Origin of the sequence: Streptomyces dangxiongensis, from assembly GCF_003675325.1 — a bacterium.
GTDB classification, from domain to species: Bacteria; Actinomycetota; Actinomycetes; order Streptomycetales; family Streptomycetaceae; genus Streptomyces; species Streptomyces dangxiongensis.
The window spans coordinates 3385837-3410136 of sequence record NZ_CP033073.1 but is presented as its reverse complement, the minus strand read 5'-3'; the positions used below and the strand labels follow the sequence as shown (position 1 = coordinate 3410136).

Sequence of the window (24300 nt, the reverse complement as noted above, 5' to 3'; positions counted from 1 at the left end):
GTGGGGTTGACGGGATCCGACGCGCGGACCGCAGTCAGCCGTCATCGCCGCCGTCGCGCCGGGCCGCCGTCAGCAGCCAGGCCAGGTTGCCCACCGCCGCCCCGGCGGCCACCGTGGCGACGATCACCCCGCCGGTCGCCAGGCCGTCGCTGAACAGGTGCGGGCGCCGGTCCAGGCTGTGCAGGCCGAAGCCGCACAGCTCGTACACGCCGACGGCGGCGATCGCGAGGCTGACGAGGAGGACGGTCAGCGTCGGCGCGAGACTGCGCGCACAGACCTTCCCGGCGGGCTCCGCTTCCGTGATGTCCTGCATGGATCCCCCGTTGAACAGTCGTGTGAACAGCCCGGTGGCCGCTGGCGGTTGGGAAACTACAATACGTAGGGTCGGTTAGGGTCGACGCCGTGCTGATCTACCTGAGCGCGGACATGGAAGGCATCACCGGGCTCGTCGACGCCGACGACGTCCAGCCGGGCGGCCGGGACTACGAGCGGGGCCGCTCCATGATGGCCGAGGACGTGAACGCCGCCGTACGGGGCGCGCTGGCAGCCGGCGCCGCCGGCATCCTCGTCAACGACGCCCACGGACCGATGCGCAACCTGCTCCCCGAGGCCCTGCACCCGGCGGTCCGCCTGGTGCGCGGCAGGCCCAAGCGGCTCGGCATGCTGGAGGGCCTGACCGGGGAGTACGACGCCGCGCTGTGCGTCGGCTACCACTCCCGGGCCGGCGCACCGGGCGTGCTCAGCCACAGCTTCATGGGGCACGAGATCGAGGACATGTGGCTGGACGGCCGCCCGGTCGGCGAGATCGGCCTCGCCCACGCCACGGCGGCGGCCCTCGGGGTGCCCGTGGTGGCCCTCACGGGGGACGACGCGGCGTGCGCGGAGATGACGGAGTGGGACGCGTCGGTCGCCACCGTGCCCGTGAAGTACGCCCGGGACCGGTTCGCGGCCGAGCTGCGGCCGGAGGCGGAGGCACGCAAGGCCATCGAGGAGACGGTCGCGCGGGCCCTGACCGCCGCTCCGCCCCGCCCCGAGCCGTCCACCGCCGAGGTCACGCTCACCGTCCGCTGGCAGTCCGCCTCGGTCGCCGCCACCCTGCTCGGCATCCCCGGCGTGACGGCCGACGACGCGCGGACGGTCCGCGCGACGGACCGGTTGCCCGCGCTGTACCGGCAGTTCGGGGTGTGGATGCGGGTCGCGGCGTCGCTGACGAACCAGCCGCCGTACTGCTGACCGTCCCTCCGGCCGCCGCCGTACTGCTGACCGTCCCCGTACGGCTCGGTGGTCATGCCTGCGTGGTGCGGGCCGTGTGGGTATTGCTGCCGGCGGTGCGGCGGGCGTAGGCGCGGGCCGCGCGGGCGCGGTCGCCGCAGCGGGTGGAGCACCAGTGGCGGCGCCCGTGGCGGAGCAGGTAGCGGTCGCAGGGGGCGGAGCCGCACGCGGTCAGGCGCTCGGCGTCGGGGCCGGTGAGCAGGTCGGCGGCGTCGGCGGCGAGCGCGGCCAGGGCGTGCTCCACGATCTGCGTGGTGGGATGGGCGGCCACCCGGTACAGGCCCCGCTCCGGGGACCAGTGCAGCAGGGACGCGGCCGGGGCGCGGGTGAGCGCTTCGTTGAGGGCGTCCAGGGCGGCCCGGGGGGCGGGAGCGTCGGCGGCATGGGCGGTGAGCAGCGCCCGGATCTGTGCGCGCAGGGCACGCAGCCGGCTCGCGCAGGTCTCGCGCAGGTCGGCGTCGGCGGGGGCGAGGTCGCGGTCCACCAGCCAGCGCCGGGCGGCGGCGGGCGTGGCGAGGAAGTCCACCGACTGTCCGCCGGGCAGGGCGACCTCGGTGTTGGCGAGGTCGAGCGCGGGGTGGTGCGCGGCGCCGGGCGCGGGGGGCAGCGGCGGCCGGCCCCGGTCGCCCTCCGGCCCCGCTGCGGCCTCACCCTCCGAAGTCCCGGGTGCCCCTGGTCCCCTTGGTGCCCCGGCCGTATCGGCGGTCTCGACCGTTTCGGCTGTCTCCGCTGCTTCGTCGCGCTCACTCACGTACCTCATGGTAGAGCTTGCGTCCATCCATGAGAAAGGGCTAGCGTCTCTCACGGATGACATCCTTTCTATCCATGAGGTGAATGGCATGCGGATTCCCGTCCAGGTCCTCGGCGGCCCCACTGTTCTCATCGGGTACGGCGGTCTGCGCTTCCTCACCGACCCGACCTTCGACGACCCCGGCGACTACCCGGCGCCCAGCGGCCGGGTCCTCACCAAGACCGCCCCGCCCCGCACCCCCCTCGCCGAACTGGGCCCCGTCGACATCGTCCTGCTCTCCCACGACCAGCACGCCGACAACCTCGACCACTCCGGCCGGGCCCTGCTCGCCGCCGTGCCCCGCACGTTCACCACCCCCGCCGCGGCCGGCCGGCTGGGCGGCCGTACCGAACCGCTCACCCCCTGGCAGTCCGTCGAGCTGCCCCGCCCCGACGGCGGCGCGCTCACCGTCACCGCGGCGCCCGCCCTGCACGGCCCCGAGGGCTCCGAGCCGATCGTCGGCGAGGTCACCGGCTTCCTGCTCACCGCCGCCGACCTGCCCACCGTCTACGTCAGCGGTGACAACGCCTCCCTCGACCTGGTCAAGGAGATCGCCGTCCGGTACGGCCCCGTCGACACCGCCGTCCTCTTCGCCGGCGCGCCCCGCCTGCCCGTCCTGGACAACGCCCTCCTCGTCCTCGACGGCAAGGGCACCGCGACCGCAGCCCAGCTCCTCCGGGCCCGCCGGGTGGTCGCGGCCCACTGCGATAGCTGGGCGCACTTCACCGAGGGCCGGGAGGACGTGGTGCGGGCGTTCGAGGAGGCGGGGCTGGCGGACGTGCTCCAGCCGGCCTGACCGGGAGGTCACCGCGTCCCGCGCCGCAGGAAGAGCCCGCCGGTGAGCGTGCCGAGGAGGACGACGGCAGCGTTCACCGCGATCGCGGTCCGGAGGCCGCCGAGGACCGCCACCGCGCCCGTACCCGACACCGCGGCGGTGGCCACGGCGCTCATCACCGGGGTGCCCATCGTGATGCCGATCTGCTGGGTCATCGTCGTCAGACCCGTGGCCAGTCCCTGTTCGTGGTCGGCCAGTCCGGACGTGGCGGTGACCATGAAGCCCACGATGACCAGCATGTTGCCCACCCCGCCCGCGAAGGTCGCCGCCAGGAGCAGCCAGAGCGAGGAGCGGCCGGTGCCGAGCCCGAGCAGGGCCGCCGTGAACAGGGCCTGCACGAGACCGCCGGCCAGGATCGCGCGCGGGGCGCCGAACCGGCCGATCAGCCGGGGGGCGACGGACCCGCCGACGACGGTCCCCGCGCCCAGCACGCCGAACGACAGCCCGGCTGCCGACGGGGAGAAGCCCAGCACCTCCTGGAGGTAGAGGGTCAGCAGGAACACCAGCGACGTCTCGGTCAGGAACGCGACCAGCCCGACGACGTTGCCCCACGCCACCGACCGCTTCCCGAGCACGTCCAACGGCACCAGGGGCGCGGGCACCCGGCGTTCGACGGCCAGGAATGCCGGCAGCAGGACGGCCCCGGCCGCCAGCGGGACCAGCGTGGCCGGTGCGCCCCAGCCGTGTTCGCCGGCCTGCGTCAGACCGAGGACGACGGCGAGCAGCCCGAACGTGACCGTCACGGCACCCGGCACGTCCAGCTTCGGGCGCTCCTCGGGCCGTGACTCGGCGATGACCGCGGGCGCGACGAGGAGGACGGCGAGCGCGACCGGCACGTTGACGAAGAAGGACCAGCGCCAGGACAGCAGGTCCGTCAGCAGGCCGCCGAGGATCGCCCCGGTGGTGAAACCGGCCGACATCAGCGCCCCGTTGAGGCCGAGCGCCTTCTCCCGCAGCGGGCCCTGCGGGAACGACGTCGTCAGCAGCGACAGACCCGCCGGAGTCACCGCGGCGGTGGCCAGCCCCTGGCACACCCGGGCCGCGATCAGCATCCCGGGGCTCTGCGCCAGCCCGCCCGCCAGCGAGGCCGCGGCGAGGACGACGAGACCGCCCAGGAAGATCCTGCGGCGGCCGAAGAGGTCGGCGACCCGGCCGAACAACAGGGTGAACCCGGCGGCGCACAGGGCGAACGACGTGCCGATCCACTGGAGGTGGGCCAGGGGGAAGCCCAGGCCGGCGCCGATCACCGGCAGAGCCACGTTCAGGATGGAGAAGTCGACGGCCAGCATGAACTGGGCCGCGAGCAGCAGCACGAGCACCAGGCGGAGCCGTGGGGTGAGGGCCGTGGGCGTACCGGCGGACGGTGTGACTGCGACGGACATGACGAGGAGATCCCCTCTGTGCGGCGGAGTTGCGCGGTACGACGCTCGTCCGCCCCGGCCGGCCCAGCCAGCCCCGCCTCCTGACCACCCGCCGCGAGGCTGGTCATCACAGGACCACCCACGGGCACCCCGTTCCCGTGGCCCGGCGGGCAGGATGGACCACGACCGCCCGACCCCCCCCGGAGGCACGCATGGACGCCCTGTCCGAGCTGGGAGACTTCCTCAAATCCCGCCGTGGCGCGCTGCGGCCGGAGGACGTCGGCATCGCGACCGCGCCGGGCCGCCGCCGGGTCGCCGGACTGCGCCGCGAGGAACTGGCCCTGCTGGCGGGCGTCAGCATCACCCACTACACCCGCCTCGAACAGGGCCGCGCGGCCGGCGTCTCCGACTCCGTGCTGGAGGCGGTCGCCCGCACCCTGCGGCTCACCGACGACGAGACCGCCCACCTGAAGGACCTGGCCCGCCCGGCCACCGGGCGCCGCACCGGCGGGCCCCGCGCCGAGCACGCGACCCCGTCGGCCCGTCAGTTGCTCGCCGCCATGACGGACGTACCCGCGCTCATCCTCGACCGGCGCGGCGACGTCCTCGCCTGGAACCCGCTCGGCCACGCGCTGCTCGCCGCCCACCTGCCCCGCGAGGCCCCGGACGCTCCGGCGGACCGGCCCAACCTGGTACGGATGCTGTTCCTGGACGAGCGGTACCGGAACCTGTACGCCGACCGGAAGGAGGAGGCCCACCTCGCGGTCGCCTCCCTGCGCCTGGTCGCGGGCCGGCACCCCGACGACCGCGCCCTGGCCGAGCTGATCGGCGGGCTCTCCATCCACAAGCGACGAGTTCACCGCCCTGTGGGCCCGGCATCCGGTCCGTACCTGCGCCTCGGGCGGCAAGTCCCTGCACCACCCGGCGGTCGGCGCGCTGCGCCTGAGCTTCGAGAACCTGTGCCTGCCCGGTCCGGCGGGCCAGCGCCTCATCACGTACACGGCCGAACCGGGCACCCCGTCCGACGCGGCCCTGCGCCTGCTGGCGAGCACGACCACGTGCCCGAGGCCCACCCCCACCCACCCCCGCCTGACCGCCACGGTCACGCCGGCCGCCGTACCCCGAGGACATCGAGCATCGCCAGGGCGGCCGGGCTGGGATTGAAGCGGCTCCACGCCAGGTGCTCCACGCGCCGCGGCCCGTCGGCCACCGGGACCAGCGCCAGCCCCGGATCGGCGGCGGCCACCGGCCGGACGAACGCCGACGGCAGCAGCGCGGCCCCGAGCCCCCGCGCGACCAGCCGGGTGATCAGCTCCACGACACCGACCTCGTACGCGACGTCGCGGACCAGCCCGGCCGCGGTGAACGCCTGGTCCGACTGGGCCCGTCCGGGGCGTCCCGGCCACGAAGTCCACGAACGTCTCCCCGGCGATCTCCCGCAGCGTCACCCGTGAAGCGCCGGCCAGCCGGTGCGCGGACGGCACCACCAGCACATGCGCGTCGTGATCGAGGGCGACGTACTCCACACCGGCGGGCAGCTCCCCCTCCGGCAACCCGAGGAAGGCGACGTCCAGTTCACCGTCGCGGACCGCCGCCACCAGCTCGTCGCTGCGCCCGGACCGAAGGGCGACGCGCACCTGAGGATGCCGGCCGCGGTAACGCTGGAGCAGCTCCGGTACGTCGACGGCGGCGGTGGTCACGATCACCCCGACGGCGAGCCGCCCCCGCAGCACCCCGGTCGCCGCGACGGCGTCGGCCACCGCGAGGTCGGCGGCAGCCAGGCACGCGCGCGCCCGGACCACGAACGCCTCCCCGGCACCGGTCGGTTCGACCCGCCGGCTGGACCGCGCGAACAGCGTCACCTCCAACTCCCGCTCCAGGGCAGCGATCCCATGGCTGAGAGACGACTGCACCACACCGCAGCGCTCGGCGGCGCGGGTGAAGTGACGGGTCTCGGCGAGGGCGACGGCATACCGCAGCTGTTGAAGATCCATCGACCTATGGTCGAGGCTCATCCTTGCGATCACAACCATGCGTTGCCTGCATGCGCGACGGAACGGAGACTTCACCCGTGCCTCCCGCCGCGACCACACGACAGGGACGGCAGGACGACTTCTCACGACCCGACAACCAGGGGGACGGACCCGATGAGGACGCACAAGACGATCGCGGTACTCGGCGCCACCGGAATGGTCGGCAGCCGGGTGGTGAACGAGGCCCGGACGCGCGGACACCGGGTGCTCGCCCTGTCCCGCAAGCCGACGGGCGAGGACCCGGCCGTGCCCTCGGTCGCGGTGGACGTGAGCGATCCGGACGCCGTACGCCGGGCCCTGGCGGACTCGGGGGCGGAGGCGGTCGTCCTGGCGGTACGGACGTTCCCCGCCGACCGGGACTTCCTGGTGGACGCCACCCGTACGGTGCTGGACGAGGGCCGCGCGCCTGGGCATCCGCGTCCTGGTCACCGGCGGCGCCGGTGCCCTGCGCAGCCCCGGCGACCCCGGCCTGCTCGTGGCCGACAACCCGGCGTACGTGCCCCCGGAGGTGACGACGACCGCCGCGGCCGGCGTAGCCCAGCTCAGGACCTGCCAGGCCCACGCCACCGCCGACTGGGTCTACCTGAGCCCGCCGGCCCTCCTCGAACCCGGCTCCCGGACCGGCCGCTACCGCCGCGGCACCGACACCCTGCTCACCGACGCGGACGGCCGTTCCTGGATCAGCGCGGAGGACCTGGCGGTGGCCGTGCTCGACGAACTTCAGGCCCCGGGCCCGAACCGCCACATCACGGTCGCCCACGCGACCGGGTGATCCGCCCCGTACTGTCCCCACCCGCCGGGGCCCCGGCCCGCTACCTGCCGGAACCTCGACTCACGGCCAGCCAAGGGCTGTCCCGTGAGTGCCTGTTCGCTGCCTGACATGATCAACGCGTGACCGGTGAACCAGCGCAGGGTCTGGGCAACCTGGGCGGAGCGGTACGGGCTGGATGCGGACGAGGTCTACCGGGTGGCTCGCTGGTGACCTCGAACTACGAGCATCGGGTGCGCGGCCGTTTCCTGCGGACGGGTCTGCCGACACCGGGCGTGATCGTGGACGCGGCCGCTGTCGAGGAGGGTAAGCCCTCCCTCGTCCCGTATCTGAGGGCTGGCCGGTCGGCGGGGGCTCGGTCAGGGCTCGCTGGAACTCACCAATAAGGCTGATGTCCTGCCTCATGCAGCCGGTGGCTGAAGTCCTGCCACTCGTGCAGGGAATGGGAGGGGTGCGGGGCTGAGCTGGGATTTCTTGGTCAAACGCGTGTTGACCTGCGGAACACCTCTCGGTAGTTCTCACGGGTCAACACCGCTTCCCGGGCTCGTGTGCCCTGGATGTGCCCTCGGGCACGTGCCTGGGGAGGCGTTCATGCCAAGCTTTCGCCTCTCGCCGGCGCCCAGGAGTCGGCTAGCTGCTTCCGCGCGGCAGCGGCCTGCAGCCGCCCCGCCCGGAACGCAGGCACCCACGCCGACGGGTCCGACGGGTCCGTGCCGAGCGTCGCCGCCGATGCCTCGTCCGGGAACAGCGACACCACCGTCTCCGCGCCCAGCGCGGCCAACGCTTCCTGCACGGGAGCCTGACGCGCCATCGGCTCCACGACGACCAACGTACGTGCACCGGCCGCGAGGTCCACGTTGGTGCCTGCCCGCAGCGCGCCGTCGATGTAGTGGCGTCCGCCGATCGAGACGGGAGGCGCTGCGCCCGGGAACGAGCTGGAGGCCGCGACAGCAGCCGCCAGTGGAACGCCACTGTCGCGATCCCAGACCACCGGCTCGCCGCTTCCCGCCTCCACGGCAGGGATGAGAAGGCGAGGCTCAGTCGGCCAGGCGTCCGTGCCGACGAGCCGACGTCGCACCGCGACCAGGGCCCGCTCGGCCTCCGGATCGGCCGCGTCGAGGGCGATCCGCCCGACCCGCCGACGGGCTTCCTCCGGTGGCAGGCCGGCACCGAGGACCGCGAAGACCTCACCCATGCGCTGCGGATCGGCCTGCGGCGGCCGGGGACCGTCGCCGCTGCTGCCGACGGGGTCGGCGAAGTGTGCGAGGTCCTGGCCCGTGGCCAGCGCGCCGCCCACGATCGCGCCGGCTGAGGTGCCGACGACCAGATCCGCCGCGCCCAGGTCGACGCCCAGGCCGCGCAGGCCGTGGGCGAGTCCCACCATCCAGGCGGTACCAACGTGCCCGCCCGGGCCGAGCACGAGCGCACTGTCCAGCGAATGCACCGTTCCCCCATCCGTTGCTGTGGCGATCTCGACCCTAACGATCAACCAGCCCCTCAATGGCCGGCTCGAACCTGAATTGAACGACACGGCGGCAAGAGCCCCGCCGGAATCGCCGTCCGGCATCCTCGCGCTGACCGCGGCAATATGACTCGACCAGGGGGCCTTGATGAGGGCAGCGATGCGGGCAAGGATCCCAGATGGGCGGTGGAGATGCGCGAGGTACGGGAAAGCCGGAAGTGGACGGGACAGGTGTCTTCCCACCCACTGACGGCCCCGCGGGCCCAGGCTGTGACGGGCTCGGTGGCGTCTGGCCAGGCTGTGCCGGGCGGGGTGTCACACACGTGGGCACCAGAAGCCCAGGGCACATCGGTGCCCCCGGCAAAACCAATGTGCCCTCACTGTGCCCTGGTCGCCTGAAGGCCCCTCCCGGCACATGACGAGGGCGGGGTACGAAAACCCCGCCCGCCACCCGAGGAACCCCAGCTCAGGGCCACACAAGGCAATAAGGCTGATGCCCCGCCTCATGCAGCCGGTGGCTGAAGTCCTGCCACTCGTGGAGTAGCTGGTACACGTTGAACGCGTCGCGGGGGCCGCCTCGGTCCGGGACCGTCGACCAGATGAACGCCGCCGCGCCGACCGCTTCCTCGCCGATGCCCCGCAGGGGGTCCACGACCGTCATGGGGAGTTTGACGACCGCGTAGTCGGGGTGCAGGACGACCAGTTCGAGGGGTGGCACCTTGTGCAGGGGGACACCTTCGATGCCGGTCAGGACCATCGCGGCCATCGTCTCCGGCTTGATCTTGGTGAACATGCCGTTCATGCCCAGCTCGTCGCCGCCGAGTTCCTCGGGACGCATCGAGATGGGAACGCGGGCCGCGGTCGCACCGTCCGGCGCGCCGAAGTATTTGTACGTCACCCCCACCCGACCACCATTCCTGCTCCCCGCCCGGAGGCGGTCGACCCGGTGGTCGAGCCCGTGGTCGGCCGACCGGTCCGGCCTGCCGTTCCGCCGCTGCTCCGCACCACGGTCCAGATCACGGTCCGCACCGCGGTCCAGATCACGCTCCAGTTCGCGGTCCAGCTCCCGGTCGATCTGCCGGTCGTACCGCTCGGGCTCGCTCGGTACACCCTGTGCCGGCCGTGCCTCGGACTGCCGTGCCTCAGCCTGCCATGCCTCGGACGGCCGCGCCTCGGGCTGTCGTGCGTCGGCCTGCCGTGTTTCCTGCCGTCTTTCGGTCGTTTCCTCCGCGTCGCGCCGGTGCCTTCCCCGCCGGGCACGTCGAGGACCCAGGTCGTCAGTCCCCTCGCCCAGTCCGCCACCGCGATGCATATCTCCACCCGACTGCTTTTCTAGGACGCGTGGCCCCCGCCGCGCAACCCGATCATCGTGTCAGTGACCTCCCCCACGGCCGCCCGCCGAAACGTGCGGTGGAACAACAGTCCACGGGATCCGTCCGGCCCCTGATCACCCGGCTTCTGATGATTACGTGCGCAGGAGCTGTGTGTATCAGGTGCCAGTCTCGCAGATGCCCGCCGGATGGCGGCGCTGCGATCCCGAGGCCGTCCGCGGTCCGGACGGGGCGCGGCCTACCCTGAGGAGGTCACCCCGCAACCGGAGTCCGAGAAGTCGGAGAAGACGCACGTCATGAGTGCCCTGAGCGAAACGCCCTATCCCTACGACGCGCCGGTCTCACAGGCGCTCTTCGACCGCGCCTCCGCCGTCACCCCGGGCGGGGTGAACTCCCCGGTGCGCGCCTTCCGTGCCGTCGGCGGGACCCCCCGCTTCATGGTGTCGGGCAAAGGGGCCTGTCTGACCGACGCCGACGGGCGCGAGTACGTCGACCTCGTGTGCTCCTGGGGGCCGATGATCCTCGGCCACTCCCACCCCGAGGTCATCGCCGCCGTCCAGGAGGCCGTGGCCCGCGGTACGTCCTTCGGTACGCCCGGCGAGGGCGAGGTCGCGCTCGCCGAGGAGATCGTCGCCCGTGTCGAGCCCGTCGAGCAGGTGCGGCTCGTGAGCAGTGGGACCGAGGCCACCATGTCCGCCATCCGGCTGGCCCGCGGGTTCACCCGGCGGTCGAAGGTGATCAAGTTCGCCGGGTGCTACCACGGGCACGTCGACTCGCTGCTCGCCGCCGCCGGGTCGGGGGTCGCCACGTTCGCGCTGCCCGACACCCCCGGTGTCACCGGTGCGCAGGCGGGCGACACGATCGTGCTGCCGTACAACGACCTGGAGGCCGTGCAGGAGGCCTTCCACCGGCATCCGGGTGAGATCGCGTGCCTGATCACGGAGGCGTCGCCGGGCAACATGGGTGTCGTGCCGCCGGACCCCGGGTTCAACCAGGGGCTCAGGGACGCCTGCCGGGAGAACGGCGCGCTGTACATCTCCGACGAGGTCATGACCGGCTTCCGGACCAGCCGGGCCGGTTGGTACGGGATCGACGGGGTCAGGCCGGACCTGATGACCTTCGGGAAGGTCATGGGCGGCGGGTTCCCCGCCGCCGCCTTCGGCGGCCGGGCCGACGTCATGGCCCATCTAGCCCCCGCGGGGCCCGTCTACCAGGCCGGCACGCTCTCCGGTAACCCGGTCGCCACCGCCGCCGGGCTCGCCCAACTGCGGCTGCTGGACGACGCGGCGTACGAGACCGTGGACGCCGTCTCGGCGCAGATCCGGTCCCTCGTCACGGAGGCGCTCACCAAGGAGGGTGTCGCGCACCGGCTCCAGACCGCCTCCAACATGTTCTCGGTGTTCTTCACGGACCGGCAGGTGCGTGACTACGAGGACGCCAAGCGGCAGGAGTCGTTCCGCTTCACCGCGTTCTTCCACTCGCTGCTGGCGAACGGCGTCTACCTGCCGCCGTCGTCCTTCGAGTCCTGGTTCGTGTCCACGGCCCACGACGAGCGGGCCATCCAGAAGATCGCCGACGCCCTTCCGGCGGCGGCCCGGGCGGCTGCGGAGGCCACAGCGGCATGAGCGACCACAAGGACATCACCGTCGTCCACCTCATGCGGCACGGCGAGGTCGAGAACCCGGACGGGATCCTGTACGGGCGGCTGCCCGGGTACCACCTCTCGGAGCTGGGGCGGCAGATGGCCGACCGGGTCGCCGAGCACCTCGCCCCGCGCGACGTGACCCATGTCTGCGCGTCCCCGCTGGAGCGGGCGCAGGAGACGGCCACGCCGATCGCCAAGGCGCACGGGCTGGACCTGGACACCGACGAGCGGCTGATCGAGGCGGAGAACATCTTCCAGGGCAAGACGTTCGGCGTCGGGGACGGCGCGCTGCGCAAGCCGGACAACTGGAAGCACCTCGTCAACCCGTTCCGGCCGTCCTGGGGCGAGCCGTACGTCGACCAGGTCGTGCGGATGATGGGCGCGCTGAACGCGGCCAAGGACCGGGCGCGTGGACACGAGGCGGTGCTGGTGAGCCATCAGCTACCGATCTGGATCGTGCGGTCGTACGTCGAGCGGCGGCGGCTGTGGCACGATCCGCGCAAGCGGCAGTGCACGCTCGCGTCCCTGACGACGTTCACCTACCAGGGCGACAGGATCGTGTCGGTCGGCTACAGCGAGCCCGCCATCGATCTCGTCCCGGTCCATCTGCGCGCCGGTGCCAAGCCCCAGAAGGGCGCGGGCGCGGCCCAGGGCAAGGCCTTCGGGGCCTGACCGCCCCGGGCTCATGGAAACGCAGAGTCCGATTGGTGTGACTTAGGGTATTCCGCAGGGAATATTGCGAAAAACATAAGAATCACAGGAACCTCCCCGATCTTCGCGCCCTCTGACTGGGTGACCACCAGCAGGCGCGACGAATCGGGGATCTCCATGCGCACCTTCTCCCGGACCCTCTCCCGGAGGGGAGCACTCGGCCTCGGCGCGGGCGCGGCGGCCGCCGCCTCGCTGGCCGGGTGCGGCGGTTCCACGTCCTCGGACGGCGCCGGGCACCCGGATGGTTCCGGCCGGCCGAAGAAGGAGCAGGGAAGCAACGGCGGGGCGCGTCCGGCGCGGCCCATCGGCGACGGCTCGACCTCCTTCACCGGCCGGCAGCCGCACAAGCCGGCCAGGCCGGAGCCGCTGGAGCCGGGGCAGACCCCGCCGCAGTTCGTGGTCTTCTCCTGGGACGGCGCCGGCGAGGTCGGCAACGGCCTCTTCCCCCGCTTCCTGGACCTGGCCAAGGAGCACGGCGCGAGCATGACCTTCTTCCTCTCGGGGCTGTATCTGCTGCCCGAGGCGAAGAAGCGGCTGTACGAGCCCCCGAACAACCCGCGCGGCGCCTCCGACATCGGCTACCTCACCGACGCCCACATCAAGGCCACGCTGGCCAACGTGCGCCGGGCCTGGCTGGAGGGCCACGAGATCGGCACGCACTTCAACGGGCACTTCTGCGCCGGTCACGGCACGGTCGGCAACTGGACCCCGCAGCAGTGGGGGAGCGAGATCCGGCAGGCCAAGGCGTTCGTGAAGGAGTGGCGGACCAACACCGGCTGGACCGATCTGCCGTCGCTGCCCTTCGACTACGACAAGGAGCTGACCGGCGGCCGTACGCCCTGTCTGCTCGGCCAGGACAACCTGCTGCCCACCGCCCGCGAGCTGGGCTGGCGCTACGACGCCTCCTCGCCGGGCGGCCGTCAGGTGTGGCCGGCGAAGAAGCTGGGGATCTGGGACCTGCCCCTCCAGCAGATACCTTTCCCCGGTCGTTCGTTCGAGGTCCTGTCCATGGACTACAACATGCTCGCCAACCAGTCCGTGAACTCGACCAAGGCGCCCGCCTACAACTACCCGGCCTGGCGCAAGCAGTCCGCGCAGGCGTACATCCAGGGGTTCCAGCGGGCGTACGAGACGAACCGGGCGCCGTTCTTCGTCGGCAACCACTTCGAGCAGTGGAACGGCGGCATCTACATGGACTCCGTCGAGGAGGCCTTCCGGCACATCGCGCGGGAGAAGGAGAAGGGCGCCGACGTCCGGCTGGTCTCCTTCCGGCAGTTCGTGGACTGGATGGACGTGCAGAAGCCCGAGGTGCTCGCCCGGCTGCGGTCGCTGGAGGTCGGGCAGCGGCCCGCCGGTGGGTGGAAGCAGTTCCTGCGGGGCGGCAAGGCGGCCTCCTCCGACGCCGCCTGAGGGGGCCGGTGCGGGCTGTTGTCTGGAATGTCCCTTGTAAATACGCCCTGAAATGCGGTTTTCCGCCCGACAGGGGGGCGGGCGAGATGCGCGGAACAGGCATGCGAAACTTTTCACATGAGTACCCGTAGCCGCGCCGTCCTGCTCAGCGCTGTGGCCGCCGTCGCGGCCCTGACCGTGTCCGCGTGCGGTAAGGGCGGTATCTCCGGTGGTGGCGGCGACACCAACTTCATCACCGGCAACAACGGCATCGACACCGTCCCGGCCGGAAAGCGCGCCGCCGTCCCCGACCTGTCCGGCAAGACCGTCGACGGCAGGTCCCTCGACGTCGCCGACTACCGGGGCAAGGTCGTCGTCCTCAACGTGTGGGGCTCCTGGTGCGGGCCGTGCCGGGAGGAGGCGAAGTACTTCGCCCAGGTCTCGAAGCGGTACGAGGGCAAGGGTGTCCAGTTCGTCGGGATCAACACCCGCGACGCCAGCACCATCCCCGCACTCGCCTTCGAGAAGGCGCGCGGCATCACCTACCCGAGCCTGTACGACCCCACCGGCCGGCTGATGCTCCGCTTCAAGAAGGGCACCCTCAACCCGCAGCTCGTCCCCTCCACGCTCATCATCGACCGGCACGGCAGGATCGCCGCGCGCGCCCTGGAGCCGCTCGACGACACGACCCTGCTGAAGATGGTCAAGCCGGTCCTCGCGGAGAAGTGACGTGAGCGCACTGCTGACGCTGGCCGCGGAGGCGGGCCCGGGGCGCAACCAGACCGTCCTGCACGGCGCCCTGCCCGTCGCCCTGCCCGTCGCCCTGCTCGCCGGGCTCGTCTCCTTCTTCTCGCCCTGTGTGCTTCCGCTGGTCCCCGGCTACCTCTCCTACGTCACCGGCGTCGCCGGCACCGACCTGGCCGAGGCGCGACGGGGACGGATGGTCGCCGGCGCCGCCCTGTTCGTGCTGGGCTTCAGCGCGGTGTTCGTCTCCAGCGGGGCACTGTTCGGCTACTTCGGCGCCAACCTGATCGAGTACCAGGGCACCCTGTCCAAGGTGCTCGGCGTGCTCATGATCGCCATGGGCGTGTTCTTCATGGGGCTCATGCCCTGGTTCACCATGCGCGAGTTCCGCTTCCACCGGCGGCCGACCGGCGGCCTGCTGGGGGCGCCCTTCCTCGGCGCCCTCTTCGGTGTCGGCTGGACGCCCTGCATGGGACCCACGCTCTCCTCGGTCAACCTCCTCTCCTTCCAGGAGTCGAGCGCCGCGCGCGGTTCGCTGCTGATGCTGGTGTACTGCCTCGGCCTCGGCGTCCCCTTCGTCCTCACCGCGATCGCCTTCCGCAAGGCGCTCGGCGCCTTCGCCTGGGTCAAGCGCCACTATGTGTGGGTGATGCGCATCGGCGGCTCGATGATGATCCTGACCGGTGTGCTGCTGCTGACCGGCGCCTGGAGCGGTCTGATCCAGCAGATGCAGACCTGGTCCGACGGCTTCGATGTAGGGATCTGACCGATGAGCAAGACCGACACCGGCAACAGTGCGGAGCAGGAGGACCTGGGGGCGGCCGGCTCCCAGTTGTCCACCGCGCCACGGGAGGAGCAGGCCGCCCCGGCCGGCTTCGGGGTCGTCGGCTGGGTGCGCTGGTTCTGGCGGCAGCTCACCTCCATGCGGGTCGCGCTGCTGCTGCTCCTGCTGCTCTCGCTCGGCGCCATCCCCGGTTCGCTGATCCCGCAGACCGGCGCCGACGCGAGCAAGGTGGAGGACTTCCGTGCCGCCCACCGGACGCTGGCGCCGGTCTACGACGAACTCGGCCTGTTCCACGTCTACAGCTCGGTGTGGTTCTCCGCGATCTACATCCTGCTGTTCGTCTCCCTCGTCGGCTGCATCATCCCGCGCACCTGGCAGTTCGTCGGCCAGCTCCGCGGCCGTCCGCCGGGCGCGCCCCGGCGGCTGACCCGGCTGCCCGCGTACACCACCTGGCGCACCGAGGCGGACCCCGAGCAGGTCCGCGAGGCCGCGCTCGCCCTGCTGAAGAAGCGCCGCTTCCGCGCCCATGCCGCCGGCGACGCCGTCGCCGCCGAGAAGGGCTATCTGCGTGAGGTGGGGAACCTGGTCTTCCACGTCGCGCTGATCGTGCTGCTGGTCGCCTTCGCCTCGGGCCAGCTCTACAAGTCCGACGGCACCAAGCTGGTGGTGGAGGGCGACGGCTTCTCCAACGCGCTGCCGATCTACGACGACTTCAAGTCCGGCAGCCTGTTCAGCAGCGACGACCTCGTGCCGTTCAGCTTCGACCTGAAGGACTTCCGGGCCACCTACGAGACCAGCGGGCCCAACCGCGGCACCCCGCGCACCTTCGAGGCGCGGCTCCGCTACAGCGAGGGCGCGTACGGCAAGGAGCGGCCGACCACCGTCAAGGTCAACGAGCCGCTGAAGATCGGCGACGCCAAGGTCTACCTGGTCAGCCACGGCTACGCGCCCGTCATCACCGTCCGCGACGGCAAGGGCAAGGTCGTCTACCGCGACGCGGTGCCGCTGCTGCCGCTCGACGGCAACGTCACCTCCAACGGTGTCGTGAAGGTGATGGACGACTACCGCAACGGCAAGGGCGAGAAGGAGCAGCTCGGCTTCCAGACGTTCTTCGTGCCGACGTTCAGCGCCCGCAGCGGCACGATGCTCTCGCAGTACCCGGCCCTGCTGAACCCGCTGCTCGCGGTGAACGCCTACCACGGCGACCTCGGCGTGGACGCCGGCCCGCAGAACGTGTACCAGCTCGACAAGACCCATATGAAGGCGTTCAAGGACGCCAAGGGGCAGCTACTGAAGAAGCTGCTCCAGCCGGGCGACTCGCTGAAGCTGCCGAACGGCGCCGGGTCCATCACCTTCGAGAAGGACGTCAAGGAGTGGGCCGGCTTCGAGATCGTCCAGGAGCCGGGCGGCGGCTGGGCGCTCGGCGGTGCCCTCGCCGCGATCTTCGGTCTGGCCGCCTCCCTGTTCATCCAGCGCCGCCGCGTGTGGGTGCGTGCGGTGCGCGGCGCCGACGGCGTCACGGTGGTGGAGATGGCCGGGCTCGGCCGCAGCGAGTCCGCGAAGGTGCCCGAGGAGCTGGGCGACCTCGCCGGCCTCCTCTACGACCAGGCGCCGGGGGCACCCGACCCCGGCGACGACTCCTCCGAATCCCCAGTCGTACCTGCCGAAGGGGCTGAGAAGTGACTCTCGCCGCCGCAACCAACGAACACCTCGCGAGTATCAGCAACACGCTGATCTACTCGTCGATGGCCGTCTACACCCTGGCCTTCTTCGCGTACATCGCGGAGTGGCTCCTGGGCAGCCGCAGCAAGGTGGCCCGGACGGCCGCGGCGCTGACGGCACCGGCCCAGGCCGCGCAGGCCCCGGCCGTCACCGTGCGGCAGGCCGGCGGGACCGCCGTGCTGGAGCGGCCGAAGGTCGTCGTCCGCTCGGCGTCCGGCGCGCGGGACGTGCCGGACGGGCCGGGCGCGCACGGCGGGGACGTCCAGGGCGACCTGTACGGCCGGATCGCCGTCTCGCTCACCGCGCTGGCCTTCCTCGTGGAGCTGGTCGGTGTCGTCGCCCGCGCGGCCTCCGTGCAGCGGGCGCCGTGGGGCAACATGTACGAGTTCAACATCACCTTCTCCACGGTCGCCGTCGGCGTGTACCTCGCGCTGCTGGCGCTGAAGAAGAACGTGCGCTGGCTCGGCCTGTTCCTCATCACGACGGTCCTGCTCGACCTGGGCCTCGCGGTCACCGTCCTGTACACGGCCAGTGACCAGCTCGTGCCGGCCCTGCACTCGTACTGGCTGTACATCCACGTCTCCACCGCGATCTTCTGCGGCGCGGTGTTCTACGTCGGCGCGGTCGCCACGATCCTGTACCTGTTCAAGGACTCGTACGAGAGCAAGCTCCTCAGCGGCGGCCGGCCCGGCCGGTTCGCGACCTCGGTGCTGGAGCGGCTGCCCGCCTCCGCGTCCCTGGACAAGTTCGCCTACCGGGTCAACGCGGCCGTCTTCCCGCTGTGGACGTTCACGATCATCGCGGGCGCGATCTGGGCGGGCGACGCCTGGGGCCGGTACTGGAACTGGGACCCGAAGGAGACCTGGTCCTTCATCACCTGGATCGCCTACGCCTGCTACCTGCACGCGCGCGCCACGGCCGGGTGGAAGGGCCGCAAGGCCGCCTACCTGGCGATGATCGCCTTCGGCTGCTGGCTGTTCAACTACTACGGCGTGAACATCTTCGTCACCGGCAAGCACTCGTACGCGGGCGTCTGACCGCTCGTCTCCGGGCCCCGTAACCGCGTGCGCATCCCCGGCGCCGGGGGCAGGCTGGTGTCATGAGCGGTTCCATCGCACAGGGCATCAGCCAGACCCACGGGAACACGCACATCCTGCACTTCGTGGTGCGCCTCCCGCGGCGCATGGAGGACGTCTGGGCCGCGCTGGCCACGGCCGAGGGGCTCGGGGCCTGGCTCACCCCCGCCGATGTGCTCGAACCCCGGCTCGGCGGCGCCGTCACCCTGCGCGACCTGGGCAGCGGGGAGATCACCGCGTGGGACGTGGACCGGGTCGCGGAGTACACCGTCGGGGGCGGTGGCCGGATCCGGTTCCACCTGGAGCGGGACGGGGAGGGCGGCACCGCCCTGCGGTTCACGCACGAGTTCCAGGGCGAGGAGGCGTCGGAGCGGGGCTGGCGGGCCCACTTCGAACGGCTGATCGAGAACCTGGAGCCCTCCCACCCTTCGTAACCCCGGACCCGCCGCCCCCGGCCGCCCCAGCCACAGCCGACCCCGCCCCGGCTGTCCCGGCCCCGGCCTCCCGCTGCGGCCTCCCGCTCCGGCCTTCCGGCCTCGGCCGCCCGGCCCGGTCCCGGGAGGCCGGTCCCGCCTACGACGGGGGCAGGCACTCCTTCCCCGGTGGCTTCCCCTCCGGCCAGGCGATCCGGACGAACCGCGAGCTGCCCGAAGGGGTCAGCTCCACGATCGGCACCGCCTTGTCGTACGGATTGCCGTGCACGTCCAGGCAGATCCAGCCGCTCGCCCCGTCCACCCGCAGCGAGCCCTTGACCTGCGGCCACTGCAACCCGACGTCCGTGAGCGCCGGGACGGTCAGGCCGGCCGGCACCGCCTCGCGGATGCCGTGCACGGCGAGCCGCAGGGCGTCGTAGCCGATGATGAGCTGCCCGTCGTCCAGGGCGACCGAGCCGACCGGGCCCATCGGCCCGCGGCCCGCGGCCGTCAGCAGCTTCCGCAGCGCCGCGGAATCAGCCGCCGAGCCGCCCGTCCGCGCCGGGTCCTTCGTCCAGGCGTCCGGGTGGGCGAGGGAGGTGTAGCGGACGGCGAGGTTGCGCCCCAGCGCGCCGCGGTCCAGGTCCTTCTCGTGCGTCAGGTACGACGCCTCGTCGCCGGTCAGCACCGTGAACCGCCGGTCCTGGCAGCCCCGCCCGCCCAGGGCGTTGATGAACTGGCGGAGCTGGGTGTGCCGGCCCGCGAACAGGAGCGTGTCCGTCTCCCGCGGGGTGTCGCACACCAGGTGGGTGATCTGCCGGAACGTGTTCGCGGTCGTGCCCTCCTTGCTGCGGTCGGCGGGCGGCGTGAACGGCTGCGACTCGAAAGGCGAGCCCTTGATCAGCGCCGCGAAGGACTCCTGGAGGGTGCGCGTGTAGGGGTCGCCGGGCCTGTCGTACACCAGCAGCGCCCTGCCCGCGCTGACCTTGGCGAAGGAGGCCAGCGCGCGGGCCTCGTCGGTGTTGGTCGGCGCCACCCGGGCCAGCCCGGGGAAGGGGTCCCCGCCCCGCTGCCCGTTGGCGAGGTCGTCGGCGGTGATGGAGGAGCCGATCACCGGGACGTGGTGCCGGGTCAGCTCCCTGACGGCCTGTTTGTTGGCTTCGGTGCTCTGCCCGATGCCGGCGACCACCCGCAGCCGGTCCGGGCTCGCCGTCATCGCGACCAGCCGGTCGACCGTCTGCCGCCAGTGCGCGCCGGTCGCGCCCGGGTTGGCGAGGACCAGCCGGACGAGCGGGCGTTCACCGTTGGCGTCGTGGTTGGCCTGGTACTGCGCCAGGTAGGCGCCCTGGAGCTGGTGGCGGATGTCGTTCTGGCTGGTCGGCGACGTCGAGGTGTACGGCAGCATCAGCGCCACCGTGACGTAACCGCCGGCGCGGAGGCGGTCGTTCTCCCGGCCGATCGCCCGGACCACGTCCCGCAGCCGGGGCTGCCCGAAGTCGTACGGCCCGGTCGCCACCCCCACGCACTCGTGGCCGCCGGCCGGCCGGGACACCCCGGGCGCGCAGGAGCGGTCCTCGTGCAGCAGGGCCCGCACCGCGAACCCCAGGCCGGCCACCAGGGCCAGCGTCACCAGCAGGGCCGTGTAGCGGCGCAGCGGGATCTCCCACACGCCCTCCCGCAGCCACGTGCCCACGCCCCTGCGCGCCATCACGTCTCCCCGCGTCGGTGGTCCGGGCCGTCGTCCGCGGTGGCCGGGTGGTCCGGGTCCTCCGGGTCGTCCGGGTCGTTCGTGCCGCCGGCGTCCTCCGGGCCGTCCCCGCCGGGCGCGGGCCCGGGGCCGTCCATCGGGCGCCCGGCGAGCGCTGCCGCCGGCCAGTCCCGGGAGGCCTGCCACAGCAGCGCGTTGGCCGCCGGCCGCAGGTTGGAGAGCTGCTCCAGCTCGAAGCGGAGCCGGTCGCACACCTGCGGGTCGGGCAGGACCAGCGGGTCGGCCAGCAGCCACACGGCGTGCAGCAGCCGCCGTATCCGCAGGTGCAGCACGGCGTCCGCGCCCTCCGGGACGGCGTGCCCGGCGTCCGTGCGGCCGAGCGCGACGGCGGCCCGCCGGTCGTCACGGCCGGTGAAGTCGCGGCCCTCGGCGTCGTGCGCGTGGAAGTAGGGCGCGGACGCGATGAAGCGCAGGGTGCGCAGCCAGGCCCGGGGGTCCGCGCCGGCGAAGGTGTCGCACAGGTGGGCGACCGCCGGCCCGGTGTCCCCGAGGGCGAGTTCGTGGTGCAGCCGGTACCGGGCGTGCTCGGGGCCGGGGTAGTGGGCGGCCACCGTCTCGTGGGCGGTACGCCAGGACGCGTGGCCGGTGTCGCGCAGGTGCAGCCGGAGCAGGAGCAGGGTGCGGACGAACGGGTCGCCGACGAAGCGGCCCGGCACGGCGGGCAGCCCCTCTTCGACGAGCAGCCTCTGGAGCGCCCGTACGCTCGCCGGTCCGAAGGTGTCCGGCAGCAGCGCCGCGGCCAGTGCGCAGGCCGAACCGTGGTCATGGGCGGCGGCCAGCACGGTCAGCTCCTCCAGGTGCTCGGCCGGCACGAGCCGGTCCAGCAGCGCCTCGTAGGCGGGCACGGCGGGCCGGTCCTCGGCGGGCCGCAGGCCGGCGGTGAGGAGTCCGCCCAGCGAGGACACGCCGGGCAGCGCCTGCGCGGCGGACTCGGCGAGCAGCGCGATGCCCAGCGGGTTCCCGCCGGTCAGCCGGTGCACGGCGGGCGGTAGCTGCGGCGGGACCGCGAGGTCCGCGCGGACCGCGCCGACGATGTGCAGGGTGTCGTCCTGGCTCAGTGGCGGCAGCGCGAGCAGCAGCGCCCGTGAGGAGGGCGCCGCGTCCGGCGTCCAGTCGCAGCGCCGGGCCGCCTCCGCCAGTTCCCGCCGTGCCGCGCCCGGCAGTTCCTCCCGGCCCTCGCCGCGCCGGGCGGCGACGAACGCCACCCGGTCCCTGATGCCCTCGGTACGGTCCCGCAGCACGGCCGCCACCAGCCCGGGGCCCGGCGCCGACTGCGCGTTGTCCAGCAGCACCAGCGGCCGGCCCAGCCGCTGCATCCGCGGCAGCATCCCCGCGTACGCCTCCGTCAGGTCGGCCAGCAGCGCCCGCACCAGATACCGTTCGGCGTGCTCCCGTGAGCCGCCGCCGTCCCGGAAGTGCCCGGACAGCAGCATCAGGCCGCGCTGGGCGTTGCCGCCCGCGTTCGGATACGTCCGGTACCACACCGATGCCCGCTGCTGCCGGCGGCTGCTGAACCCCTCGGCGACGGACTCCAGGGTCGCCTCGATGGCGCCCGACACCAGTGGCCCGGTGCCGGTGGCCGCGGCGACCACCTTGGCCGCCACTTTCCCGGCCCAGCGCCCGGCCAGCCCGCTGATCCACGTGCCGCCCTCGTTCAGCAGCAGGATCCGCTCGACCTCCCGGCGGATCCGCTCCGAGTCGGCGTCGCCCCAGCCGCCCGCGGCCACCGCGACCAGGCCCGGCATCAGCCGCGGGAACGTGATCCGGCCGGCGCCCGTCACCGGCGCCGCGAGCTGCTCGGCGATCACCAGTAGCGCCTGCGCGAGCGGCGACCAGGAGGCGGCGGGCCGGTCCGCGGGCGGCGCCGCGAACTGGGCCTCCGCGCAGTCGGCCAGCGCGACCGGCGTGTGCCCCCGGTAGGCGTCCCGCAGCTCGGCGAGGACCGCGCTCTTGCCGAGCCCGCGCGCCCCGGTGAGCACCACGAACGGCGGTTCGTCCGGGTGCTCGTACGGATGGCCGCGGTGCTGGTGCGGGCGCAGGCCCACGAGCCGCGGCGCGAGGCCGGCCGGATCCACGTCGAACAGCGCCCCGCGCCCGTGCAACCGTCTGTGCACCGCATCTCCCCCTCAACACCAGTGTAGAAAGGGATAGTTGATCCACACCAGGGCCCGTGATGACCGTTGGGTCACGAAACCGCCGGGAGGCGTCCGTGGGCCACCGAGGCGATCCGGTCCCGCAGCCGCTCGACGTACAGGCGCATGTTCTTGGCCGCGACGTCCGTGTCCGGGTAGCGGCTCGCCAGCCACAGCCCCTCGTGCAGCCGGTTCACCCACACGCACACCTGGTCCCCGTACGACACCCGCAGCAGTGCGTGCGCCCGCTGCTCGGGCCACCGCTCGGCGCCGGTGATGGTGCGCGCGTCGAGGTAGGAGACGATCGAGTACAGGTCCGGGGAGGTCGGCCGGAAGTCCGTGCCGAGCAGGGCCAGCACCCGGGCCAGCGGCATCCGGGCCAGCGGCCGGTTCGCCTGCAGCTCGGCACGCACCGCCCGCACGGTCTCCGGGAAGCGGGTGCGGCTCACGGGCACCTCGATGGGGGCGCCGCCCACGTACCAGCCCACCGAGTCGCTCCACCGCGACTTCACCCGGGTGTGGAACGGCACCACCGTCCGGTACACCGCCTGCCCGCCCAGCTCGTGGACGATGAGCCCGGTCGCGGCCAGCAGCCCGACCATGCTGCCGCCGTAGCGGCGGCAGTACGCCTCGAACGCCGCCGCGTCGTCCGCGTCCGCCAGCGGCTCGCACAGCATCTGCTGCCGCGGCAGCGGGCCGTCCGGGTCCAGGCCGAGGTCGACGGGGAAGCCGGGCAGGGTCCCGTCGCAGCGGCGGATGAAATCGCGCCAGCGCGCGACGATGTCGTGTCCGCCGTCGAGCCGGTCGGCGTCCGCCCGCTCGATCTCGCAGAAGTCGACGTAGCTCGCGACGGGGGCGCGGGTCTCGGGGGTGACGCCCGCGGTGCCGGCCGTGTACAGCTCGTGGATCTCGGCGGCGATCCGGTGCACGGAGTAGGCGTCGACGTTGCTGTGGTCGAAGGCCATGTACACGCTGGCGCCGTCGTCCCGGAGGACCGCCGTGTAGATGAGGTTCGGCCAGCGCAGCGCGTCCGCGACGCGGTCGAAGCGGTCCTGGAGGTGCCGTACGAGCCGGTCGGGGTCGGGGAAGTCGCCGACCACCTCCCGGTGCAGGGTCACGTCGGCCGCGTCGAGCGTGAACCGGCGCAGCTCGTCGCCCGCACCGCCCGCCCAGCGGAAGCCGCTGCGCAGCGTCTCGTGCCGTACGGTCCAGGCGCGCAGCGCCTCCTGGAGCACGTCCAGGTCGACTGGGCCCGGCAGGTCGAAGGCGGTGCCGAGCCAGGTCGGCACGAACAGCCCGTCGTCCCGTACGCACTTGGCCGTTCTGATGTGCGACTCCTGGATGTAGGCGGGCGGCCGGGAGTCGTCCGGGAGCGCCGTCGCCGCCTCGACGGTCGCCGGGCTCAGCGTCCACTCGACGAGCCGTCCCGGCCGGACCTCGCAGCGCTGGATGTCAGTGATTCGCACGCGTCTCCCATCGCAAAGGGACCCCTGGGTGCGGGCCCCCCTCAAGGCATCGCCGCGAAACGCGGCCGGGACATGCCCGTCCGGTTCTTTTCAACGGAACGGGTGGCAGGCCGAACGCGGAAGTGAATAACCGACGGTGACCGGGGCGGCCGTCCCAGCCGTCACGGAGCTGCCCGAGGGCCGGGTCCGGGTGAGGTGACCGGCTGGGACCCCGGGGCGCGGGAGATCGTGCCCCGGTACCGGGTCGCCGTCTTCCGCTAGTCGTGGCGGGGGTCGTCGTCCTTGTCCAGCGTGTCCCGCTCGTCCAGGGACTTCAGGAACTCGGGGTTGTCGTCCGGGGCGACCCAGCGCGCGGCGGTGGCGTCACCGCGTCGTGACGGGGCCGGGCCGTCGGCGTACCCCTGCCGCACCCGGCCGGTGAGCAGCCAGGCGACCGGTCCGACCAGCACCTCGCCGAACAGCAGGATGACGATCAGCCAGGCCGCCTTCGGCAGGTGGCGGACCTCGTCGTCGGGGGTGTTCAGACAGTCCACGAAGGCGTAGATCCACAGCGCGAGGACCAGCAGGAACGGCAGATACCTGAGCATGGCCGCGCGT

General features: G+C 72.7%; 19 protein-coding genes and 4 pseudogenes. 13 read left to right on the top strand and 10 right to left on the bottom strand.

Going from position 1 to position 24300, the window contains the following annotated elements:
* Positions 1–34: 34 nt before the first annotated feature.
* Complete coding sequence (locus tag D9753_RS15120) at positions 35–313, bottom strand: hypothetical protein (protein WP_121787490.1); 279 nt, start codon at positions 311–313, stop codon at positions 35–37.
* An 89-nt stretch (positions 314–402) separates the two neighbouring features.
* Here D9753_RS15120 and D9753_RS15115 point away from each other — a divergent pair, with 89 nt between their 5' ends.
* On the top strand, positions 403–1233 hold the full coding sequence (locus D9753_RS15115; protein WP_121787489.1) for a M55 family metallopeptidase: 831 nt from the start codon (positions 403–405) through the stop codon (positions 1231–1233).
* A gap of 52 nt (positions 1234–1285) precedes the next feature.
* Here D9753_RS15115 and D9753_RS15110 read toward each other — a convergent pair whose 3' ends face one another.
* Positions 1286–1879: an ABATE domain-containing protein gene (locus D9753_RS15110; protein WP_240468460.1), complete on the bottom strand. Its 594-nt coding sequence runs from the start codon at positions 1877–1879 to the stop codon at positions 1286–1288.
* A 232-nt stretch (positions 1880–2111) separates the two neighbouring features.
* On the opposite strand from D9753_RS15110, the gene D9753_RS15105 reads away from it, so the two are divergent.
* The gene (locus tag D9753_RS15105) at positions 2112–2858 is read left to right on the top strand and encodes an MBL fold metallo-hydrolase (protein ID WP_121787487.1); all 747 of its coding nucleotides are present in this window, start codon (positions 2112–2114) and stop codon (positions 2856–2858) included.
* Between the two features lie 8 nt (positions 2859–2866).
* Here D9753_RS15105 and D9753_RS15100 read toward each other — a convergent pair whose 3' ends face one another.
* On the bottom strand, positions 2867–4279 hold the full coding sequence (locus D9753_RS15100; protein ID WP_121787486.1) for an MFS transporter: 1413 nt from the start codon (positions 4277–4279) through the stop codon (positions 2867–2869).
* Positions 4280–4470: 191 nt separating this feature from the next.
* Here D9753_RS15100 and D9753_RS39690 point away from each other — a divergent pair.
* Positions 4471–5058 (top strand): annotated as a pseudogene (locus D9753_RS39690) (helix-turn-helix transcriptional regulator); the annotation flags it as partial.
* 302 nt (positions 5059–5360) lie between these two features.
* On the opposite strand, the pseudogene D9753_RS15090 reads toward D9753_RS39690, so the two are convergent.
* Positions 5361–6252 (bottom strand): annotated as a pseudogene (locus D9753_RS15090) (LysR family transcriptional regulator).
* A 153-nt stretch (positions 6253–6405) separates the two neighbouring features.
* Here D9753_RS15090 and D9753_RS15085 point away from each other — a divergent pair.
* Positions 6406–7063, top strand: a pseudogene (locus D9753_RS15085) (NAD(P)-dependent oxidoreductase).
* Between the two features lie 126 nt (positions 7064–7189).
* Positions 7190–7419, top strand: a pseudogene (locus D9753_RS37915) (hypothetical protein); the annotation flags it as partial.
* 230 nt (positions 7420–7649) lie between these two features.
* On the opposite strand, the gene D9753_RS15075 reads toward D9753_RS37915, so the two are convergent.
* The gene (locus D9753_RS15075; RefSeq protein ID WP_205614152.1) at positions 7650–8504 is read right to left on the bottom strand and encodes a patatin-like phospholipase family protein; all 855 of its coding nucleotides are present in this window, start codon (positions 8502–8504) and stop codon (positions 7650–7652) included.
* Positions 8505–8988: 484 nt separating this feature from the next.
* A complete protein-coding gene (locus D9753_RS15070) occupies positions 8989–9426 on the bottom strand; it encodes a hypothetical protein (RefSeq protein WP_003974483.1) in 438 nt (145 codons plus the stop codon).
* Between the two features lie 732 nt (positions 9427–10158).
* Between D9753_RS15070 and hemL the strand changes: the two genes are divergently transcribed.
* The 8 genes from hemL to D9753_RS15025 all read left to right on the top strand — a co-directional run bounded on the left by hemL (position 10159) and on the right by D9753_RS15025 (position 18358).
* A complete protein-coding gene (hemL, locus tag D9753_RS15060; protein WP_121791076.1) occupies positions 10159–11478 on the top strand; it encodes a glutamate-1-semialdehyde 2,1-aminomutase in 1320 nt (439 codons plus the stop codon).
* Positions 11475–12170 (top strand): histidine phosphatase family protein, encoded by a 696-nt coding sequence (locus tag D9753_RS15055; protein WP_121787483.1) that lies wholly within the window; start codon positions 11475–11477, stop codon positions 12168–12170. The genes hemL and D9753_RS15055 overlap by 4 nt, the downstream gene beginning before the upstream one ends.
* Before the next feature lie 156 nt (positions 12171–12326).
* Positions 12327–13619: a polysaccharide deacetylase family protein gene (locus tag D9753_RS15050; RefSeq protein WP_121791075.1), complete on the top strand. Its 1293-nt coding sequence runs from the start codon at positions 12327–12329 to the stop codon at positions 13617–13619.
* 117 nt (positions 13620–13736) lie between these two features.
* The gene (locus D9753_RS15045) at positions 13737–14327 is read left to right on the top strand and encodes a TlpA family protein disulfide reductase (protein WP_163010703.1); all 591 of its coding nucleotides are present in this window, start codon (positions 13737–13739) and stop codon (positions 14325–14327) included.
* A 1-nt stretch (position 14328) separates the two neighbouring features.
* The gene (locus D9753_RS15040) at positions 14329–15108 is read left to right on the top strand and encodes a cytochrome c biogenesis CcdA family protein (protein ID WP_121787481.1); all 780 of its coding nucleotides are present in this window, start codon (positions 14329–14331) and stop codon (positions 15106–15108) included.
* A 3-nt stretch (positions 15109–15111) separates the two neighbouring features.
* Positions 15112–16809, top strand: a complete 1698-nt coding sequence (gene resB, locus D9753_RS15035; protein WP_121787480.1) for a cytochrome c biogenesis protein ResB — start codon at positions 15112–15114, stop codon at positions 16807–16809.
* Positions 16806–17885, top strand: coding sequence for a c-type cytochrome biogenesis protein CcsB (gene ccsB / locus D9753_RS15030; RefSeq protein ID WP_121787479.1), 1080 nt, complete (start codon positions 16806–16808; stop codon positions 17883–17885). Before resB ends, ccsB begins: the two co-directional genes overlap by 4 nt.
* 62 nt (positions 17886–17947) lie before the next feature.
* The gene (locus D9753_RS15025; RefSeq protein WP_121787478.1) at positions 17948–18358 is read left to right on the top strand and encodes an SRPBCC domain-containing protein; all 411 of its coding nucleotides are present in this window, start codon (positions 17948–17950) and stop codon (positions 18356–18358) included.
* Between the two features lie 139 nt (positions 18359–18497).
* Here the strand turns inward: D9753_RS15025 and D9753_RS15020 are convergent, their stop codons facing one another.
* The 4 genes from D9753_RS15020 to D9753_RS15005 form a co-directional block, all read right to left on the bottom strand.
* Positions 18498–20045, bottom strand: coding sequence for an ABC transporter substrate-binding protein (locus D9753_RS15020; RefSeq protein WP_121787477.1), 1548 nt, complete (start codon positions 20043–20045; stop codon positions 18498–18500).
* Positions 20045–22219: a hypothetical protein gene (locus tag D9753_RS15015; protein WP_240468159.1), complete on the bottom strand. Its 2175-nt coding sequence runs from the start codon at positions 22217–22219 to the stop codon at positions 20045–20047. Before D9753_RS15015 ends, D9753_RS15020 begins: the two co-directional genes overlap by 1 nt.
* A 71-nt stretch (positions 22220–22290) precedes the next feature.
* Positions 22291–23703 (bottom strand): condensation domain-containing protein, encoded by a 1413-nt coding sequence (locus tag D9753_RS15010; protein WP_121787476.1) that lies wholly within the window; start codon positions 23701–23703, stop codon positions 22291–22293.
* Positions 23704–23960: 257 nt separating this feature from the next.
* Positions 23961–24290 carry a PLD nuclease N-terminal domain-containing protein gene (locus D9753_RS15005; protein ID WP_121787475.1) on the bottom strand — a complete coding sequence of 110 codons (330 nt, stop codon included), beginning with the start codon at positions 24288–24290 and terminating at the stop codon, positions 23961–23963.
* Between the last annotated feature and the right edge of the window lie 10 nt (positions 24291–24300).

Bases quoted from the DNA above. Each gene is read 5' to 3' on its own strand.
- D9753_RS15005 (WP_121787475.1), bottom strand. From the start codon at position 24,290: ATGCTCAGGTATCTGCCGTTCCTGCTGGTCCTCGCGCTGTGGATCTAC.
- D9753_RS15120 (WP_121787490.1), bottom strand. From the start codon at position 313: ATGCAGGACATCACGGAAGCGGAGCCCGCCGGGAAGGTCTGTGCGCGC.
- D9753_RS15025 (WP_121787478.1), top strand. From the start codon at position 17,948: ATGAGCGGTTCCATCGCACAGGGCATCAGCCAGACCCACGGGAACACG.
- D9753_RS15105 (WP_121787487.1), top strand. From the start codon at position 2,112: ATGCGGATTCCCGTCCAGGTCCTCGGCGGCCCCACTGTTCTCATCGGG.
- D9753_RS15020 (WP_121787477.1), bottom strand. From the start codon at position 20,045: ATGGCGCGCAGGGGCGTGGGCACGTGGCTGCGGGAGGGCGTGTGGGAG.
- D9753_RS15100 (WP_121787486.1), bottom strand. From the start codon at position 4,279: ATGTCCGTCGCAGTCACACCGTCCGCCGGTACGCCCACGGCCCTCACC.
- D9753_RS15045 (WP_163010703.1), top strand. From the start codon at position 13,737: ATGAGTACCCGTAGCCGCGCCGTCCTGCTCAGCGCTGTGGCCGCCGTC.
- D9753_RS15050 (WP_121791075.1), top strand. From the start codon at position 12,327: ATGCGCACCTTCTCCCGGACCCTCTCCCGGAGGGGAGCACTCGGCCTC.
- D9753_RS15055 (WP_121787483.1), top strand. From the start codon at position 11,475: ATGAGCGACCACAAGGACATCACCGTCGTCCACCTCATGCGGCACGGC.
- resB (WP_121787480.1), top strand. From the start codon at position 15,112: ATGAGCAAGACCGACACCGGCAACAGTGCGGAGCAGGAGGACCTGGGG.